This is a genomic window from Lentzea sp. NPDC036949 (genome assembly GCF_055608075.1).
Window position 1 is genome coordinate 197,113 of sequence record NZ_JBVJRA010000013.1, and the last position, 19,791, is coordinate 216,903.

The following is a 19,791-nucleotide window of genomic DNA, read 5'->3' on the forward strand; positions in this document are numbered from 1 at the left end:
AAGACTTCTATATCAAGAAACCTTGCTAAGGGTTCCTTGATACGCGTACCGTCGTGTCATGACCGACGCTCCCATCACCGACCCCAAGGCGCTCCGGGCGCTGTCGCACCCGTTCCGCTGGAAGGTGCTCCAGCTGCTCACCGAGCAGGGGCCGCAGACCGCGACCCAGTGCTCGGCGGTGCTCGGTGAGAGCGTCGCGAGCTGCTCGTACCACCTGAACATGCTGGCCAAGTACGGCTTCGTCGACGAGGTCGAGGGGCCGGGCAGGCAGAAGCCGTGGAAGATCGTCCCGAAGCGCCAGTCCATCTCGACCGAGGGCCTGGAGGGTGAGGCGGCGCTCGCGGCCGAGGCGGCGTCGACGGCCTACCTGGACCAGGAGTTCGAACGCATCCGGTCGAGCCTGCGCCAGTTCGACCGGATGCCCGCGGAGTGGCGCCCGGCGATCGGCACCGAGGGCACGGTCAAGTTCGTCACCCCCGAGGAGGCCGTCGCCCTCGTCGAGGAGCTGCGGGCCGTCTTCGAGAAGTACGGCGAGCGCAAGCTGAACCCCGGGCTGCGCCCCGAGGGCGCGCGGGCGGTCCGGTTCTTCCTGAGCCACACGGTCGCACCCGAGTGACCAACCGACTCGAAGGAGAGCTCGCATGATCCCGCACGACCACGTGTTCGCAATCGCGAAGTCCCGTCAGCGGGACTTCGAGGCCGACGCCGCCGCGCGCCGGCTCGTCAGGAAGACCGAGCAGGAACCCGCGGCCGAACCCGAGCGGCGCCGGTTACGGCTGTCCGTCCGGGTCCGGCACGCCTGATCAGGCCGCCGGCTCCAGCCGCACGACCACCGACTTGGAGGTCGGCGTCCCCGAGATGTCGGCCTTGGAGTCCAGCGGCACCAACGGGTTCGCCTCCGGGAAGTACGTCGCCGCGCACCCGCGCGCGGTCGGGTACGACACGATCCGGAACGACTCGGCGCGGCGTTCGACGACGCCCGTCGGGTCGTCCTTCCACTCCGAGACGATGTCGACCATCTGGCCATTGGAGAACCCGAGCGCCTTGAGGTCGTCCGGGTTGACGAACACCACGCGCCGGCCGTCCTTGACGCCCCGGTAGCGGTCGTCCAGGCCGTAGATCGTGGTGTTGTACTGGTCGTGGCTGCGCAGGGTCTGCATGAGCAGCCGGCCCTCCGGCACCTCCAGCACGGTCAGCTCGTTCGCCGTGAAGTTGGCCTTGCCGGTGGCCGTCGCGAACTCCTGCGAGTCGCGCGGCGGGTGCGGCAGCACGAAACCGTCCGGCTGGCGCACGCGCGTGTTGTAGTCGGTGCAGCCCGGCACGACGCGCGCGATGTGCTCGCGGATGACGTCGTAGTCCTTCTCGAACTCCTCCCAGGCGACCGGGTGCGCGGCGCCGAGCACCTTGCGCGCCAGCCGGCAGACGATCGAGACCTCGGACAGCAGCCGGTCGGAGGCGGGCGCCAGGCGGCCCCGCGAGCGGTGCACGACCGACATCGAGTCCTCGACCGTCACGAACTGCTCGCCGGAGTGCTGCACGTCGCTCTCGGTGCGGCCCAGCGCGGGCAGGATCAGCGCGGTGCGGCCGTGCACGACGTGCGAGCGGTTGAGCTTCGTGGAGACGTGCACGGTCAGCGAGCACTGCTCCAGCGCCTTCTCGGTCACCGGGGTGTCCGGGGTGGCGCTGACGAAGTTGCCGCCCATCGCGATGAACACCTTGCCGCGGCCGTGGCGCATGGCGTTGATCGCGTCGACGGTGTCGAAGCCGTGCTTGCGCGGGACGGAGATGCCGAACTCGTTCTCCAGCGCCAGCAGGAACTTCTCCGGCATCTTCTCGTAGATGCCCATCGTGCGGTCGCCCTGCACGTTCGAGTGGCCGCGCACCGGGCACAGGCCCGCACCCGGCTTGCCGATCATGCCGCGCAGGAACATCACGTTCGTGATCTCGCGGATCGTCGGCACGCTGTGCTTGTGCTGCGTGAGGCCCATGGCCCAGCACGCGATCGTGCGCTGCGAGTCGACGAACATGCCGGCGACCCTGGTGATCTGCTCGCGGGTCAGGCCGGTCGCGGTGAGCACGCGGTCCCAGTCGAGCTCGCGCAGGCTCTCGGCGTAGGCCTCGAACCCGTGCGTCTTCGCGGCGATGAACGCCTTGTCGAGCTTGTCCCACCGCAGCAGCAGGTGACCGACCGCCTGGAACAGCGCCTGGTCGCCGCCGACCTTGATCTGCACGAACTCGTCGGACAGCGCGGTGCCGCGGCCGACGACGCCGGCGACGTTCTGCGGGTTCTTGAACCGCATCAGGCCCGCCTCCGGCAGCGGGTTGATCGCGATGATCTTCGCGCCGTTCTTCTTGGCGTCCTCCAGCGCGCTGAGCATGCGCGGGTGGTTCGTGCCGGGGTTCTGGCCGATGACCACGATCAGGTCGGCGAGGTCGAAGTCCTTGATCGACACCGAGCCCTTGCCGATGCCGATGGTCTCGTTCAGCGCGGAGCCGGACGACTCGTGGCACATGTTCGAGCAGTCCGGCAGGTTGTTCGTGCCGAACGAGCGGACCAGCAGCTGGTAGAGGAACGCGGCCTCGTTGCTGGTGCGGCCGGAGGTGTAGAAGATCGCCTCGTCCGGCGCTGACAACGCTGTCAGCTCGTCGGCGATGAGCGTGAACGCGTCGTCCCAGTCGATGGGCGTGTAGTGGGTGGCGCCGGGGCGCAGGACCATCGGCTCGGTGATCCGGCCCTGTTGCCCGAGCCAGTAGTCGGTCTTCGTCCGCAGGCTCTCGAGGGAGTGGGCGGCGAAGAACTCCGGCCCGATGCGGCGCTTGGTCGCCTCCTCGGCCACGGCCTTCGCGCCGTTCTCGCAGAACTCCGCCATCTTGCGGTGGCCCTGCGGCTCCGGCCACGCACAGCCGGGGCAGTCGAACCCCTCGCGCTGGTTGAGCAGGCGCAACGTCTTGACCGTCCGGGTCACGCCCATCTGCTCGACCGCGCGGTCGAGCGAGACGAGGACGCCCGGAACACCCGCTGCCCAGCTCTTCGGCGTGGACACTTCGAGCGCGGACTCGTCGACGTCGTGCTGCGGAGGCTTGCTGCTCATGTCCTTCATTCAACGCCGATGGACGTCGGCGCCGCCAGCGCCCCCGAAGAACGCGGCGGCGTCGCCATCACGGGCCCCAAGGGGTTGAACGGTCCGTGACGGTCAATTGTGATCGCCGTCACGGTCGATCGGCACCTCTGAACGAGTGATCAGTGGCATCCGCTCTCGGTGGGGATCGGCGCGTCGGACGCGAACCACTCGTCGGGCCCGCGCTCGCTGCCCTCGTCGTCCCGCTGCCGCTTCTCGGTGAACATCGGCGCCAGGTAGCCGTCCTTCGACGCCTGGCAGGCCATCAGGTAGTGGTAGCCGTCGACCCCGGTGACCCACAGCCCCTCGGCGTCGAGCTGGAAGTCCACGTCCGCCCGGACCATCGCGAGCAGGTCGGTCTGCTCGAACAGCGAGTTCCGCATCTCGCCCGGTTCGAACGCGTAGGCGAACCGGTAGCTGGTGTGCACGACCGGCAGCCCGTTCTCGTCCTGGCCCGGCCACATCCGCCCGTCCACCTTGACCGGCGCCGGCAGCAACGCCGTGCCCGCCTTGGTGCGCGTCCACAGGACCGTGTCCTGCACCGGTTCGAAGTGGTCGGCGACCTCGGGTGCGAGCAGCGCGAGGAACGGCGCCCGGTCGCGCTCGACCACCATCCTCGGGTCCAGGTGCGCGGCGATGATCGCCCTGCGTGCCGCCTCGTAGATCGGCGCGTACCGCGGGTCCTGGTCCGGCGCGACGATCCCGGCCTCCCCGTCGGCCCACTTCTCGGCCGGTGTCCGCGCGTACGGCTGCGCGGTGTCGACGCCCTTGTGGGAACCCCGCAGGTCCGGCATCGACAGCTCGCCGAACGTGCCCGCCCTGTACAGCCCCACGACCACGCCGACGATGACGACGAGCGCGACCGCGGACACGACCTTGCCGCCGTGCCTGCGCATGCGGGCCTGTCTGCGCTGCCTGCGGATGTCCTGCTTCGCGCGTCTGTTCGCCGCGCGGAGCCAGGCGTCGTCCTTCAGGTCGGGATGGTCTTCGATTCCCCCAGGAATGCTCACAGCCCGCGGATCTTAGGGGCTCGCCCGTCCGTTAGCAGGTATCTCGGTGTAAGTCGATAGCCACGCCTCCGTAGACTTGTCAGCTGTGACTGAACTCGACACCGCAACCCAGCGTCCTGACCTCCCCGCCGCGTGGACTCCGGCGGAGGTAGAGGCGGAGCTGTACCAGCGGTGGGTCGACCGGCGGTACTTCGAGGCGGACGTCAAGAGCGACAAGCCGCCGTTCACGATCGTGCTGCCCCCGCCGAACGTCACCGGCAGCCTCCACATGGGCCACGCGATGAACCACAGCGTGATGGACGCCCTGACGCGCCGCCGCCGCATGCAGGGCTACGAGGTCCTGTGGCTGCCGGGCATGGACCACGCCGGCATCGCGACGCAGAACGCCGTCGAGCGCGACCTCGCGAAGCAGGGCCTGTCGCGGCAGGACCTCGGGCGCGAGAAGTTCGTCGAGCGCGTCTGGGAGTGGAAGGAGGAGTACGGCGGCAAGATCCTCGACCAGATGAAGCGGCTCGGCGACGGCATCGACTGGTCGCGCGAGCGCTTCACCATGGACGAGGGGCTGTCGCGCGCCGTCCAGACGATCTTCAAGAAGATGTACGACGACGGTCTGATCTACCAGGCCGAGCGGATCATCAACTGGTGCCCGCGCTGCCAGACGGCGCTGTCGGACATCGAGGTCGACCACAGCGACGACGAGGGCGAGCTCGTCTCGATCCGCTACGGCGACGGGGACGCGTCGATCGTCGTCGCGACCACGCGCGCCGAGACGATGCTGGGTGACACCGCGGTCGCCGTCCACCCCGACGACGAGCGCTACCGGCACCTGATCGGCACCGAGGTCGAGCTGCCGCTGACCGGCCGCCGCATCCCGATCGTCGCCGACGCGCACGTCGACCCGAAGTTCGGCACCGGTGCGGTCAAGGTGACGCCCGCGCACGACCCGAACGACTTCGAGATCGGCCAGCGCCACGGCCTGCCGAACCTCACGGTCATGGACGGCCGCGCCACCATCACCGTGCCCGGCCCGTTCCTCGGGCTCGACCGCTTCGAGGCGCGCCCGGCGATCGTCGCCGCGCTGCGCGCCGAGGGCCGGATCGTGGCGGAGAAGCGGCCGTACGTCCACTCCGTCGGGCACTGCTCGCGCTGCAACACCGTCGTCGAGCCGCGGCTGTCGCTGCAGTGGTGGGTCAAGGTCGAGGGCATCGCGGCCAAGGCGTCCGCCGCCGTCCGCGACGGCCGCACCAAGATCCACCCGGCCGAGCTGAACAAGCGCTACTTCGACTGGACCGACAACCTGCACGACTGGTGCATCTCGCGCCAGCTCTGGTGGGGCCACCGCATCCCGGTCTACTACGGCCCGAACGGCGAGGTCGTCTGCGTCGGACCCGACGACGAGGTGCCCACCGGTGAGGGCTGGCGCCAGGACGAGGACGTCCTCGACACCTGGTTCTCCTCGGGCCTGTGGCCGTTCTCGACGCTGGGCTGGCCGGACTCCACCGAGGACCTGAAGAAGTTCTACCCGACCAGCGTTCTGTCGACCGGCTACGACATCCTGTTCTTCTGGGTCGTCCGGATGATGATGTTCGGCCTGTACGCGATGGACGAGGTCCAGCCGTTCGACCACGTCTTCCTGCACGGTCTCATCCGGGACCAGCACGGCAAGAAGATGTCGAAGTCCAAGGGCAACGGCATCGACCCGCTGGACTGGATGGAGCGCTACGGCGCCGACGCCACCCGGTTCACGTTGCTGCGCGGCACGAACCCCGGTTCGGACATGGCCGTCGCCGAGGAGTGGGCGGCCGGCTCCCGCAACTTCACCACGAAGCTGTGGAACGCCACCAGGTTCGCCCTCTCCAACGGTGCGACGGTGGCCCGCCCTCTGCCCGCCCGCGACGAGCTGACGGCGGCTGACCGCTGGATCCTCGACGAGCTCGACGCCCTCGTGTCCACGGTGGACACGAACTTCGAGGCGTTCCAGTTCTCCCGTGCCTGTGAGGCGCTGTACAGCTTCACCTGGGACGAGTTCTGCGACTGGTACCTGGAGATCGCGAAGGTCCAGATCGCCGACGGCCGGGTCGAGGCCACGCAGTCGGTCCTGGGCCACGTCCTCGACACGCTGCTGCGCCTGCTGCACCCGGCGGTCCCGTTCATCACCGAGACGCTGTGGACCACGCTCACCGGCGAGGAGTCGCTCGTCGTCGCCGCGTGGCCCCAGGCCTCCGGTGCCGAGCGCGACGCGGACGCCAAGGCCGAGGTCGAGGGCCTGAAGAAGCTGGCCACCGAGATCCGCCGGTTCCGCTCGGAGCAGGGCCTCAAGCCGGGGCAGAAGGTCGCGGGCAAGGTCCGCGGCGCGTGCTGCGTCGGCCTGACCGACCAGGTGCCGTCGGTCCGCTCGATGACGCGCCTGACCGAGCCGGGCGAGGACTTCACCGTCTCCGCCACGCTGGAGGTCGGCCTGCCCAGGGGAGCGGTGAAGGTCGAGCTGGACCTGTCCGGCGCGATCGACGTCGTGGCCGAGCGCAAGCGCCTCGAGAAGGACCTCGCGGCAGCGCAGAAGGAGCTCGCCCAGACCTCGGGCAAGCTCGGCAACGCGGGCTTCCTCGCCAAGGCGCCGGCCGACGTCGTCGCCAAGATCGAGGAGCGCAAGGCCACCGCCGAGGCCGACATCACCCGCATCAACGAGCGCCTGGCCGCGCTGCCGGAGAAGTAACCGATGGACACCAACCTCGACGAGTTCCTCGACGTCGAGAACGAGCTCAACCAGCGCTGGCCCGAGACCAAGCTCGAGCCGTCGCTGGACCGGATCAAGGCGCTGGCGCACGTGCTGGGCGACCCCCAGACGAGCTACCCGGTCGTGCAGCTGACGGGCACGAACGGCAAGACGTCGACGTCGCGCATGGTCGACGCGCTGTTCGCGCGCATCGGCCTGCGCACCGGCCGCTACACCAGCCCGCACCTGCAGCTGGCCACCGAGCGGATCAGCCTCGACAACCAGCCGATCAGCCCCGAGCGCTACGTCGAGGTCTTCCGCGACATCGAGCCGTACGTCGCGATGGTGGACGCGCGGTCCGAGATCCGGATGAGCAAGTTCGAGGTGCTCACCGGCATGGCCTACGCCGCCTTCGCCGACGCACCGGTCGACGTCGCGGTCGTCGAGGTCGGCATGGGCGGCACGTGGGACGCGACCTCGATCGCCGACGCGAAGATCGCGATCCTCACGCCGATCTCGATCGACCACACCGAGTACCTGGGCAACCGGATCGAGGACATCGCGACCGAGAAGGCCGGGATCATCAAGCCCGGCTCGGTCGCCGTCATCGGTGAGCAGACGCCCGAGGCGATGCGGGTCGTCCTGGAACGCGTGGCCGAGGTCGACGCCACGGTCGCGCGCTTCGGCAGCGAGTTCGGCGTCGTCTCCCGCTCGGTCGCGGTCGGCGGCCAGCTCGTGACGCTGCAGGGCCTCGGCGGGGTCTACGAGGACATCTTCCTGCCGCTGCACGGGGAGCACCAGGCGGCGAACGCGGCGCTGGCGCTGGCCGCGGTCGAGGCGTTCTTCGGCGCGGGCACCGACCGGCAGCTCGACGTCGAGGCGATCCGCGAGGGCTTCGCGACGGTCGTCTCACCGGGCCGGCTGGAACGGGTCCGCTCCGCGCCGAACGTCTTCGTCGACGCCGCGCACAACCCGCACGGCGCCGCGGCACTGGCCAAGGCGCTGGAATCGGAGTTCGGGTTCCGCAAGCTCGTGGCCGTCGTCGCCGTGATGTCGGACAAGGACGCCGAGGGCATCCTCTCGGCGCTCGAACCGGTGGTGTCCGAACTGGTCATCACCACGAACTCGTCGCCGCGCGCCATGGACCCGGACGTGCTGGCCGGTCTCGCCGTGCCGATCTTCGGCGAGGACCGCTTCGAGGTCCGCCCCCGCCTGGTCGACGCGATCGACGAGGCCATCCACCTCACCGAGGACGAGCTGTCCGGCGGTGGTGTCATCGTCACCGGCTCCGTCGTCACCGCCGGTGAGGCCCGCGCGTTGTTCGGAAAGGAACCGGCATGAGCGAGAACCCGGTGCCGGCACCGAAGAAGGACCCGATGAAGGCGTTCCGCGGCATCATGGCGGGCACCTTGATCCTCGAAGTCATCGTCGTGGCGCTGGCGTTGCCGGTCATCGCGAAGCTGCACGGCGGCGTCACCTCGCTCGTGGGCTGGGTGACGTTCGGCTTCATCGTCGCCTTCATCGCGCTGTGCGCGTTCGTCCGCCGCCCGTGGGCCATCGGCGTGCTGATCGGCCTGCACGTGCTGCTGATCGCGACGTGGGTCCTGCTGCCCGCCCTCGGCGTGATCGGCGTGATCTTCGCACTGGTGTGGGCGTACCTGCTGTGGCTGCGCAAGGACCTGCTCAAGCGGATGGCCGAGGGACGACTGCCGTCCCAGCAGCAGCAGGCCGGCTGACGAAGGACCGGTGAGAGGACGAGTTCGCGGCCCCCGCGAATTCGTCCTCTTTCTGTGAAGGCGGCGGGTCATGACCTGCCGAGCGCCGTCTGCGCGGGCCACGCAGTCGCCACGGCAGCTGCCGGCCCGGCCGCTGGCTGGTGGTCAAGCACACCGGCCGGAACGAAGTTCACCCGCGGTTGGGGCTGTGGTCAGAACCGGCGACTAGAAACCGCCCATGACCTTCGACCGACGCACGTTGTTCAAGGCAGGCGCGCTGGGCACGGCGGCAGCGCTGGTGCCGACCGGAGCCGGCCTCGCGAAGACCGACCGGCCGCTGCTCACGCACGGCGTGCAGTCCGGTGACGTCACCTGGGACGGTGGCATCGTCTGGACCCGCGCCGACCGCCCCTCCCGGATGCTCGTCGAGGTGTCGAACGACCCGGGGTTCCGCTTCTCCCGGCGCATCCGCGGCCCGTTGCTCACGCCCGAGACCGGTGGCACCGGCCACGTCCGGGTGTCGAGCCTGCTGCCCGGCCGCCGCGCCTACTACCGCGTGACGGCGGAGGACCTGCACGGCCGCACCCGCAGCGCACCGGTCACCGGCAGCTTCACCACCGCGCCGCTGGGCCGTGACGAGGTGCGGTTCGTGTGGTCCGGTGACGTCGCTGGCCAGGGCTGGGGCATCAACCCCGACATCGGCGGCATGCCGATCTTCCGCGCGATGGCCGACCGCCGCCCGGACTTCTTCATCCACAGCGGGGACAGCGTCTACTCCGACAACCCGCTGAAGGAGTCGGTGACGCTGCCGGACGGCCGGATCTGGCGCAACGTCGTGACGCAGGAGAAGCTCAAGGTCGCCGAGACGCTCGACGAGTACCGCGGCCAGTTCGCCTACAACCTGCTCGACGACAACGTGCGTCGGTTCGCAGCCGAGGTCCCCGTCTTCGCGCAGTGGGACGACCACGAGGTCACGAACAACTGGTACCCCGGCGAGATCCTCGACCTCCCGCAGTACACCGAGAAGCGCGTGGACGTGCTGGCGCAGCGGGCGTTCCAGGCGTTCCACGAGTGGATGCCGATCGACCGCCACCGCGCCGTGGACGGCCGCGTCTACCGGAAGTTCGCCTACGGCCGCAACGTCGAGGTGTTCGTGCTCGACATGCGCACCTACAAGGACCGCAACACCGCGCCGAAGGACCAGCCGGGCGTGATCCTCGGTGCGGCGCAGGCGAAGTGGCTCGTCGAGAGTCTCGCGCGCAGCACCGCCACGTGGAAGGTCATCGCCGCCGACCTGCCCATCGGGCTGACCGTGCCGGACGGCACCGACATCGAGGGCGTGGCGAACGGCCTGCCCGGCGCACCGAACGGCCGTGAGCACGAGATCGCGTGGGTGCTGCGCGAGCTCAAGCGGCGCCGGGTGCGCAACACGGTGTGGCTGACGGCGGACGTCCACTACACCGCCGCCCACCACTACTCGCCGGAGCGGGCCGCCGTCGGCGACTTCGACCCGTTCTGGGAGTTCGTGTCCGGCCCGCTGCACTCCGGCGCGTTCGGTCCCAACACGCTCGACCCGACCTTCGGTCCCGAAGCCGTGTTCGTGCACGCACCGCCCGCCGCGAACACCAGCCCGCTCGACGCCTTCCAGCACTTCGGCGAGGTCAGGGCCGACCGGAACGAGCTCACGGTGTGGCTGCGTGACGCATCCGGCGCAGCGCTCTGGTCCACAACGCTCAACGCGCGCTGAAGATCGCAATAGGGTTGGTGCGTGCCCATCACGTTCGACACCACCGGCTTCCAGCAGCACGAAGAGAACTCCTGGCTCCACGGAGGCGGTGACCGGCTCGCGCTGACCGTCTACGACGGCCCGGCCGACCTGCCGGTGGGGCTGGACGACCTGCAGGGGCTGCGGCGTGAGCTCGCGGTCCGCTACGCCCCGACGGGCTGTCTCGTCGAGGCGCAGGTCGTCCAGCTCGGCGACGTGCCCGCGCTGCTGCAGATCGCCAAGGTGCCGCTGGGGAACCGGCCCGGCCAGGCGTTCGGCCTCTCGCTGACCGTGCAGGGGGTGACCGCGCACGCGGTGCTGTCGCTGGTGGCGGAGGAACGCGGCACGACCGGCGTGCGCGAGGGCGTGCTGGCCGCCGAGATCGGGTTCCAGCGCTGGGTCCTGCCGCACCCGTACGCGCCGCAGGTACAGGGCCGGCTGCCGTTCCACGCGGGCGACGACCCGCGGTTCGACAGCCGCTTCCCCGACCACCCGCTGTCGCGCGTGCGCCGGTTGATGCACCAGCTCGTGAGCACCGCACGGGTCGACCCGGCGTTCGTGGCACCACCGGCGCCGCAGCTCCCGCCGGAGGTGGACGCGGTGTTCAACTCCCAGCTCGTCAATGCCGAGTGCGGCCTCCCGGTCAACGGCCACATCGCGCTGCAGATCGGCGAACGCACCACCTACTGGAAGCTGGTCGGCGAGGCCGTGCCGCACCGGCTCGGCCGTGGCACCCTGGGTCGCTCCCCACACGGCGAGGCCCGGTTCCGCGAGGTGCTCGTGGTCGACGAGCGCACCGGAACCGCCCTGATGATGGACCGGTTCATGACCGACGGCGCCTCCCTGGGCGTCCACACCCGGCTCCAGCCGGTCACCCGTGACGAGGCGTACGCGGCGGTCACGCCCGAGGCGCTCAAGGAGGCCTACCGCGCCCTCGGGCGGCTGGCCGACATGGCCGACGGCCGCAACGAGTACCTCACGATCGAACCGATCACGCACCAGGTCGGGCGGTCGGAGCCGTTCGCGGTGCTGAGCATGCAGCACCACGAGGACGAGGACGTCGTGCTCGTCTCGTGCTCGCCGGCGCCCTCGGAGAACACGCCGTTCCAGGGCAGTCCGGGGATCAGGGCGCCCGTCACGGCGGAGAACCTGCGCGGCATCGGTGAGCTCGTCCTGCACGCGGCGCTCGAATGGGGCCCGCACCCGTTGGACATGGCGGTCACCTTCCACCGCCACGCGGGCACGACGGAGGCGCCGGGCACGCCGGAGAGCCTCGCGGACGAGGTGCGTGCGCAGTTCAGCGGGCAGCTGGCCACGGCGGTGCCGGGCATCCCGGTCGGCGGCTGCGTTGCGTTGCAGCAGGGGGAGCAGCGGACGTACTGGCGGTTGCCCGACGACGCGCTGTCGAGCCGGCTCGGTTCCGGGGTGCTGACCCGCGCCCACGCGCCGGGCCACCGGTTCCGCGACGTCGTGCTGCTCGACCAGGACACCGGCGAGCTGTTGATCCCGAACCGCTACGGCGACGCCACGACCGGGACCAAGACCGTGCTCACCGGGGTGAGCGAGGAGGAGGCGCTGGCGGCGGCGACACCGGAGGCGTGCCGGGAGGCGTTCGAACGGCTCGGCCGGTGCGTGTTCGCCGCGGCGAAACGCGGTGAGCACATCTTCGTCGAGCAGCTGGAGAACGAGCTGAAGCAGGACCCGTACGTGTTGCTGACCGTGCAGGGCCTCTTCGACGGCGACCCGGTCGCGATCGCCTCCGCGTCCCCCGCGCCGTCGGCGAACACCCAGTTCAACGGCCTGCCCACGCTGGAGGCCCCGGCGGCGGCGAACAACGTGGTCGGGCTGGGCCAGCTCGCGTTGCAGGCGATCACCGACTGGGGCGTCCACCCGCTGCACGTGGTGCCGACCTACCACCGCCCGACCCGCTGACCGCAAATGTTTGCACGCCCCGACGTATTGTTTCCCCCTGTTTCTCGTGGTTTCGTGCAGCAACCCTGCAAGAAGTTGCGACAAGGAGGTCGCGATGCGTCGGGTCGTCGCCGCGCTCGCTGCACTGGTCCTACTGCCTCTCACACCCGTCCAGGCCGTTGCCGCTCCACCGGAGCAACGCCTGGCCGTGGGGGAGGTGGTGGATATCGCGCCCGGTGTGCGCGCCGGTGACTCGAAACTCGCCTTGCCGCCCAAGCGGGACGACCTGCGGGGTGAGCGCTTCTACTTCGTGATGCCGGACCGGTTCGCGAACGGCGACCCCCGCAACGACCGCGGTCGCAGCAGCAGTGCCGAGAACGGGTTCAACCCGGCCGACAAGGGCTTCTACCATGGTGGTGACCTCAAGGGCCTGCACCAGAAGCTCGACTACCTCGACGGCATGGGCATCACGGCGATCTGGATGACGCCGATGTTCCTCAACCGCTGGGTGCAGGGCGACAGCGCCGCCTACCACGGCTACTGGACCATCGACTTCACCAAGCTCGACCCGCACTTCGGCACCACGCAGGAGATGCGCGAGCTGATCCGCGACGCGCACCGGCGTGGCATCAAGGTGTTCTTCGACATCGTCGCGAACCACACCGCCGACGTGATCAAGTACGCCGAGGGCAAGAACGCGTACGTGTCCACGGGTGCGCAGCCGTACCTGGACGCTTCGGGCAAGCCGTTCGACCTCGCCGACCACGCGGGGCGGAAGGACTTCCCGAAGCTGGACGCGGCCAAGTCGTTCCCGTACACGCCGGTCAAGGACGGCCCGACGAAGTTCCCGTTGTGGCTCAACGACTCCACGCTCTACCACAACCGCGGCGACTCGACGTTCTCCGGTGAGTCGAGCGAGCAGGGCGACTTCTCCGGGCTCGACGACCTGATGACCGAGCACCCGCGCGTGGTCAACGGCATGAAGGACATCTTCACCAGCTGGATCGACACGCTCGACATCGACGGCTACCGGGTCGACACGGTCAAGCACGTCAACCTGGAGTTCTGGCAGGCGCTCGCGCCGCACGTGAAGCAGTACGCGAACCGCAAGGGCAAGAAGGACTTCTTCGTGTTCGGCGAGGTCTTCGACTCCTCACCGGAGAACACCTCGAAGTACACGACCGAGGGCCGGATGCAGGCCACGCTGGACTTCCCGTTCCAGAGCAGCGCCGTGAGCTTTCTGGCCGGCAAGGGCGCCCAGCGCCTCGGCGAGGTGCTGCTCGACGACGACCGCTACACCGACGTCGACTCCAACGCCTCGTCGCTGCCGACGTTCCTGGGCAACCACGACATGGGCCGGGTCGCGTGGATGATCCGCAACGACCGGCCCGGCATCACCGACGCCGAGCTGCTGGAGCGCCTCAAGCTCGGCAACCGGCTGATGTACCTGTGGCGCGGCAACCCGGTCGTCTACTACGGCGACGAGCAGGGCTTCGCGGGCACGGGTGGCGACAAGCTGGCGCGCCAGGACATGTTCGCCTCGAAGACGCCCGAGTACGTGGCGGAGAAGCTGATCGGCTCGGACCGCACCGGCGCCGTCGACAACTTCAACACCGCGCACCCGCTGTACCAGCAGCTCAAGGCCCTCGCGGCGCAGGTCGACGAGGACCCCGTGTGGCGGGACGGCAACCAGGTGCTGCGGTACGCCGACGGGGACGTGTTCGCGTTCAGCCGCATCCTCGTTCGTGAGCACCTCGTCGTCGCGAACGCCGGTACCGCGCCCGCGACCGTCACCGTGCCGGTGTCCTCGGCCGGGTTCGAGAACGCCCAGGTCCAGAACGGCCGTGTCACGGTGACCGTGCCCGCGCTGTCGGCGTTGGTGCTCAAGGGCACCAGCGACGTCGCCAAGTCGAAGCCGGCGCCCGTGCTGGTCGCCCCGGCCGCCGGAACCGTGCTGGACGAACGGGTCGAGCTGCGTGCCGACGGCATCGGCACGGCCAACGCGGCCGCCACCTTCGCCGCTCGCGTCGAGGGCAAGTCCGACTGGACCGTGCTGGGCACCGACGACGCGGCGCCGTACCGGGTGTTCGCGGACCTGTCGGCGCTGCCGGGTGCGGCCGTGGGCAAGCGCGTCGAGCTGCGGGTGGTCGCGAAGTCCGGCGAGATCGGCGCGGACGGCGCGTTCGTGTCGCTCGTGGCCGCACCGCCGCTGCCGGACCCCGGCACGAAGAACCCGGACTGGCTGGTCGTGCACTACGCGCGCGGCGACTACGACGGCTGGGGCCTGCACGTCTGGGGCGACGTCGAGACGCCGACCGAGTGGAGCACGCCGCTGCCGTTCGCCGGCGAGGACACCTACGGGCGGTTCGCGTGGGTGAAGCTGAAGCCGGGCGCGAAGTCCGTCGGGATCATCGCGCACAAGGGCGACGAGAAGGACACGAACGCCGACCGGGTCGTCGACCCGAGCGTGACGCCCGAGGTGTGGCTGAAGCAGGGCGACCCGGCCGTGCACCCGTCCGAGCAGGCGGCCACCGGCAAGGCGGTCGTGCACCACGTCGGTGACTCCACGGGTGCCGTGGTGCGCGTGGCCGGACGTGCCGACGTGCCGTTCTCGAACGGGATCGCGGAACTGCCGCCGACCACCGACTTCTCGGTGGTGCGCGGGACGACCGTGGAGGCGTCCGGCACGTTCACGAGCGGTCACGCGTGGGTGGCGAACGGCGAGGTGCACGCTTCCCCGGCCGCGGCCGAGAACCGGGCGGTGATCCACTACAACCGGCCGGACGGCGACTACACCGACTGGACGATGTACCACTGGACGGGCTCCGCGGAGCCGTCACCTGGCTGGAACCAGTCGCGGGTGCCGGACGGGCGGGACCGGTTCGGCGTGTACTGGTCGGTGCCGCTCGCCGCGGGCGCCGCGGGGCTGAGCTACCTCGTCCACCGCGGCGACGCCAAGGACCCCGGGCCCGACCAGTTCCTCGACCTGGGGCAGAAGGGGAACGAGGTGTGGCAGTTGCAGGGGAACGAGACCTACCTGCTGCCGCCGAACGCCGGTCCGGCCGCCGATGACGACCTGACCAAGGCGAAGGCGATCTGGATCTCGCGCGACAGGGTCGTGTGGGACGTGCCGGTCGTGCAGTCCGACGGCTACCGGCTGGAGCACGGCTCGCGCGTGCTGAGGCTCTCGCCCACGACCGAGGCGGTGCCGGCGCGGCTCCCGCACCTCAAGGGCAAGCCGGTGTTCGCGGTGCGCGGGTTCGTCGACGAAGCGTTGCGGGACAAGCTCTCCGCCGTCCACGTCGATGCGGGCGGTGCGATCCGGCACCGGACGGGCGTGCAGATCGCGGGCGTGCTGGACGACCGCTATGCCGCCGCCGCGACGAAGCTGGCGTTCGGGCCGACCTTCGACCACGGCCGCGCATCGGTCCGGCTGTGGGCGCCGACGGCGAAGAACGTGAAGCTGCGCCTGTTCGACCAGCCCTCCGGTGAGCCGCGGAAGGTCGTGCAGCTCAAGCGCGACGACGCCTCGGGGTCGTGGAGCGGTTCCGGCGACTGGGAGAACAGGTACTACCAGTTCGAGGTCACCAACTGGCAGCGCACGGTCGTGGTCACCGACCCGTACTCCGTGGCGCTGTCGGTGAACTCGACGCACTCGCAGTTCGCGGACCTCGAGGACAGCCGGACCATGCCCGCCGGGTGGTCCCGTGACGTCGCTCGCGGGATGGTCGGTGCGATCACCGAGCTGCACGTGCGGGACTTCTCGATCGGCGACGAGTCCGTTCCGGCCGCCGACCGCGGCACGTACAAGGCGTTCACGCACCGTGACTCGGTCGGCATGAAGCACCTCAGGACGCTGGCCGCGGCGGGCATGGACACCGTGCACCTGCTGCCGACGTTCGACATCGCGACGATCCCCGAGAAGCGCTCCGAGCAGGCCACGCCCGCGTGCGACCTGCCGTCGCTGCCCGCGGACTCGGACCAGCAGCAGGCCTGCGTGGGCGCGGTGGCCGCCCGTGACGGCTTCAACTGGGGCTACGACCCGTTCCACTACGACGTTCCCGAGGGCTCTTACGCCACGGCGGACGCGCAGAACGGCTGGGCCCGCTCGAAGCAGTACCGCGAGATGGTGAAGTCGTTGCACGACAACGGCAACCGCGTGGTCGTGGACGTCGTCTACAACCACACGGCGGCGTTCGGCGACGCACCGACCTCGGTGCTCGACAAGGTCGTGCCCGGCTACTACCAGCGGCTCAACCTCGACGGGTCGGTCGCGAACTCCACGTGCTGCGCGAACACGGCGACCGAGAACGCCATGATGGGCAAGCTCGTCGTCGACTCGGTGGTGCGGTGGGCCCGCACGTACAAGGTGGACGGGTTCCGGTTCGACCTGATGGGCCACCACCCGAAGGCGAACATCCTCGCCGTGCGCGCCGCTCTGGACGCGTTGACGGTGGAGCGCGACGGCGTGGACGGGCGCAAGATCGGCGTCTACGGCGAGGGCTGGGACTTCGGCGAGGTCGCGGGCAACGCCCGGTTCGAGCAGGCCACGCAGGCGAACATGGCAGGGACGGGCATCGGCACGTTCAGCGACCGGCTGCGCGACGCGGTGCGCGGCGGCGGGCCGTTCGACGACGACCCGCGCGTGCAGGGCCTCGGCTCCGGTCTGGCCGGTGACGTGAACTCCTCGCCCGCCAACGGGAACGTCGCGGCACGGCTGGAGAACTACAGCGACCTGGTGAAGCTCGGCATGGCCGGCAACATGGCGTCGTACCGCTTCCAATCCACCGCCGGGCCGGTCGTCACCGGCCGGGACGTGCAGTACAACGGCACCGCCGCCGGGTACACCGGGCAGCCGTTGGAGGCCATCACGTACGTGGACGCGCACGACAACGAGGCGTTGTTCGACGCGTTGACGTACAAGCTGAAGCCCGAGACGTCGATGGCGGACCGGGTGAAGATGCAGACGGTGGCGCTGGCACCGGTGTTGCTGGGGCAGGGGCGGCCGTTCGTGCACGCGGGCACCGAGTTCCTGCGCTCGAAGTCGTTGGACCGCAACAGCTACGACTCCGGTGACTGGTTCAACCGGTACGACCCGTCGTTGCGCGACAACGGTTTCGGCCGCGGGTTGCCGCCCAAGGCCGACAACGAGGCGAAGTGGCCGTACGCGAAGCCGTTGCTGTCGCTGCCGAAGCCGGCGGCCGCGGACATGAAGGCCGCGCTGGACGCGACGCTGGAGCTGCTGCGGATCCGGCAGTCCTCACCGCTGTTCTCGCTCGGGTCGGCCGACCTGGTGCAGCAGAAGGTGTCGTTCCCGGCGGCGCGGTCCGGTGTGGTCGTCATGCACGTCGACGACACCGTCGGACCCGACGTGGACCCGGCCCGGCGCGGCGTGCTCGTGGTCATCAACCCGTACCCGGACGACCAGGCCATCGCGCTGCCGCCGGGTGACTGGAAGCCGGTGACCAGCGAGAAGAAGGCGGGAGCCGCGCGGTCGGTCGTGGTGCTGGAGCGGTAGTACCGCTGAAAAACAGTTTATAACAAAATAGTTTGGTACCTTAGTGCTCATGGGCACGAAGGGGTGTACCGACCTGATGATGCTGTTGCACCGCACAGGTCACGCACTGGAGACCGAACTGACGGCGAGGCTCGCGGAGATCGGGTTGACTCCGCGGGCCCGCTGCGTCCTGGCGACCGCTCTCGACGCGGACCGCACGCAGACCGAGATCGCCGACATCGTCAGCATCGACAAGACGACCATGGTCGTGACGATGGACGCCTTGGAGGCCGCGGGGTTCGCCGAGCGCAGGCCGTCCCCGACGGACCGCCGTGCCCGCGTCGTCGTCGTAACCGAACGGGGCCGGTCCATCTCGGAGCAGGCCGACGACGTGTACGCGGACGTCGTGAACAGCGTCCTGCTGTCGTTGCCGGAAGACGAGCGGTCCGGCCTCGTCAACGGCCTGACCAGGCTGGTCGAGGGTCGTCTCGGTGCCGTCGTCCCCTGTGAGAAGCCCCCGCGCAAGAGGGCGCTGCGCCAGGCGATCGGGTAACAGATAGTCCCGTAAAAAACTATCTGCTACGGTTCCTCTTATGACAACAGGGGGACCGAAGACGGATTCGCGCTGGCCGGCGCTGATCGTGCTGTGCGCGGGGATGTTGATGATCGTGCTGGACCAGACGATCGTGAACGTCGCGCTGCCCGCGATCGACGAGGACCTGAAGTTCGGCCAGGCGGGCCTCGCCTGGGTCGTGAACGCGTACCTGATCGCCTACGGCGGTCTGCTGCTGCTCGCCGGCCGCCTCGGCGACCTGGTCGGGCACAAGAGGGTGTTCCTGATCGGCCTCGGCGTGTTCACCGCCGCCTCGCTGCTGTGCGGCCTGTCGATCAGCTCCGAGATGCTCGTCGTGGCGCGGTTCGTGCAGGGCGCTGGCGGCGCGCTGGCCACGTCCGTGACGCTGGGCATGGTCGTGACGATGTTCCCGAAGCCCGACGAGCAGAGGCGCGCCATCGGCGTGTTCAGCTTCGTCGCAGCAGCGGGCGCGTCCATCGGCCTGCTGCTCGGCGGCGTGCTCACGGACACCATGTCGTGGCACTGGATCTTCTTCGTGAACATCCCGATCGGCATCGTGGCCGCCCTTGCCGCCGTGCGCCTGGTGCCCGACTCACCCGGCCTGGGCCTGCGCGAGGGCGCGGACGTGCTGGGCGCGCTGCTGATCGTCGCCGCGGTGATGCTGGGCGTCTACACGATCGTCAAGGCCGAGCACTACGGCTTCGGCTCGGTGCACACCCTGGCCCTCGGCGCCGTGGCGGTGGCGTTGCTGGTGGCGTTCGTCCTGCGCCAACGACACGCCACCAAGCCGTTGCTGCCGCTGCGCGTGTTCCGCTCCCGGAACGTGACGGGCGCGAACCTCGTGCAGATCTCGATGGTCGCGGGCATGTTCGGCCTGTTCTTCCTCGGCACCCTCTACATGCAGCTCGTGCTGGCGTACACGCCGTTGCAGATCGGCCTGGCCTTCATGCCCGTCGCCGTTGCCATCGCGGTGTTCTCGGTGTCGCTCTCGGCCCGCCTGAACACCCGGTTCGGCGAGCGCAACATGCTGATCCTCGGCCTGGTCCTGATGCTGGTGGGCATGGTCGTCTTCACGCAGGTGCCGGTCGACGGCTCGTACGTGGCCGACATCCTGCCCGCGGTCGCACCGGTCGGCATCGGCATGGGCCTGTCGTTCCCGTCGCTGATGACGCTGGCCATGTCCGGCGCCGCCCACGACGAGGCGGGCCTCGCCTCCGGCCTGGTGAACACCACCGCCCAGGTCGGCGGCGCACTGGGCCTCGCCGTCCTCGCCACCACCTCGACCACGTACACGTCGTCGCTGCTGGCGTCCGGCGTCGGCCGGCTGGAGGCGCTGACGTCGGGCTTCCACCTGGCGTTCTGGATCAGCGCCGGCCTGGTGGCGGTCGCGCTGGCACTGGCGGTGTTCGTGCTCCGGCAGGTCGCGGTGTCCCGCGACGCCCAGCCGGTGCTCGTGCACTGAGGGGGAGCGGGCGGTGGGTGGCGGC

Annotated in this window: 12 protein-coding genes; 10 read left to right on the forward strand and 2 right to left on the reverse strand. The window is 69.8% G+C overall.

Annotation, left to right across the window (positions count from 1 at the left end; all coding sequences use genetic code 11):
* Nucleotides 1-58: 58 nt before the first annotated feature.
* Nucleotides 59-616: a winged helix-turn-helix domain-containing protein gene (locus tag ACZ7CD_RS31670; protein ID WP_470380324.1), complete on the forward strand. Its 558-nt coding sequence runs from the start codon at nucleotides 59-61 to the stop codon at nucleotides 614-616.
* Between the two features lie 25 nt (nucleotides 617-641).
* Nucleotides 642-803: a hypothetical protein gene (locus tag ACZ7CD_RS31675; protein WP_470380325.1), complete on the forward strand. Its 162-nt coding sequence runs from the start codon at nucleotides 642-644 to the stop codon at nucleotides 801-803.
* On the opposite strand, the gene ACZ7CD_RS31680 is transcribed toward ACZ7CD_RS31675, so the two are convergent.
* Both ACZ7CD_RS31680 and ACZ7CD_RS31685 read right to left on the reverse strand, forming a co-directional pair.
* Nucleotides 804-3,092, reverse strand: coding sequence for an FdhF/YdeP family oxidoreductase (locus ACZ7CD_RS31680; protein WP_470380326.1), 2,289 nt, complete (start codon nucleotides 3,090-3,092; stop codon nucleotides 804-806).
* A 149-nt stretch (nucleotides 3,093-3,241) separates the two neighbouring features.
* Nucleotides 3,242-4,129, reverse strand: coding sequence for a hypothetical protein (locus ACZ7CD_RS31685; protein WP_470380327.1), 888 nt, complete (start codon nucleotides 4,127-4,129; stop codon nucleotides 3,242-3,244).
* Nucleotides 4,130-4,214: 85 nt separating this feature from the next.
* Between ACZ7CD_RS31685 and ACZ7CD_RS31690 the strand changes: the two genes are divergently transcribed.
* The 8 genes from ACZ7CD_RS31690 (at nucleotide 4,215) to ACZ7CD_RS31725 (ending at nucleotide 19,766) form a co-directional block, all read left to right on the forward strand.
* Nucleotides 4,215-6,842 carry a valine--tRNA ligase gene (locus tag ACZ7CD_RS31690; protein WP_470380328.1) on the forward strand — a complete coding sequence of 876 codons (2,628 nt, stop codon included), beginning with the start codon at nucleotides 4,215-4,217 and terminating at the stop codon, nucleotides 6,840-6,842.
* Between the two features lie 3 nt (nucleotides 6,843-6,845).
* Nucleotides 6,846-8,183, forward strand: coding sequence for a bifunctional tetrahydrofolate synthase/dihydrofolate synthase (gene folC / locus ACZ7CD_RS31695; protein ID WP_360399454.1), 1,338 nt, complete (start codon nucleotides 6,846-6,848; stop codon nucleotides 8,181-8,183).
* Nucleotides 8,180-8,578: a DUF4233 domain-containing protein gene (locus ACZ7CD_RS31700; RefSeq protein WP_360399451.1), complete on the forward strand. Its 399-nt coding sequence runs from the start codon at nucleotides 8,180-8,182 to the stop codon at nucleotides 8,576-8,578. The genes folC and ACZ7CD_RS31700 overlap by 4 nt, the downstream gene beginning before the upstream one ends.
* Before the next feature lie 217 nt (nucleotides 8,579-8,795).
* Nucleotides 8,796-10,304 carry an alkaline phosphatase D family protein gene (locus ACZ7CD_RS31705; RefSeq protein ID WP_470380329.1) on the forward strand — a complete coding sequence of 503 codons (1,509 nt, stop codon included), beginning with the start codon at nucleotides 8,796-8,798 and terminating at the stop codon, nucleotides 10,302-10,304.
* Between the two features lie 21 nt (nucleotides 10,305-10,325).
* Nucleotides 10,326-12,254: a hypothetical protein gene (locus tag ACZ7CD_RS31710; RefSeq protein WP_470380330.1), complete on the forward strand. Its 1,929-nt coding sequence runs from the start codon at nucleotides 10,326-10,328 to the stop codon at nucleotides 12,252-12,254.
* Nucleotides 12,255-12,348: 94 nt separating this feature from the next.
* Nucleotides 12,349-17,751, forward strand: coding sequence for a pullulanase-type alpha-1,6-glucosidase (pulA, locus tag ACZ7CD_RS31715; RefSeq protein ID WP_470380331.1), 5,403 nt, complete (start codon nucleotides 12,349-12,351; stop codon nucleotides 17,749-17,751).
* 49 nt (nucleotides 17,752-17,800) lie between these two features.
* Nucleotides 17,801-18,283 (forward strand): MarR family winged helix-turn-helix transcriptional regulator, encoded by a 483-nt coding sequence (locus ACZ7CD_RS31720; RefSeq protein ID WP_458433933.1) that lies wholly within the window; start codon nucleotides 17,801-17,803, stop codon nucleotides 18,281-18,283.
* Between the two features lie 40 nt (nucleotides 18,284-18,323).
* Entirely contained in the window at nucleotides 18,324-19,766 is a 1,443-nt protein-coding gene (locus ACZ7CD_RS31725; RefSeq protein WP_470380332.1) for a DHA2 family efflux MFS transporter permease subunit, read from the forward strand.
* Nucleotides 19,767-19,791 lie beyond the last annotated feature (25 nt).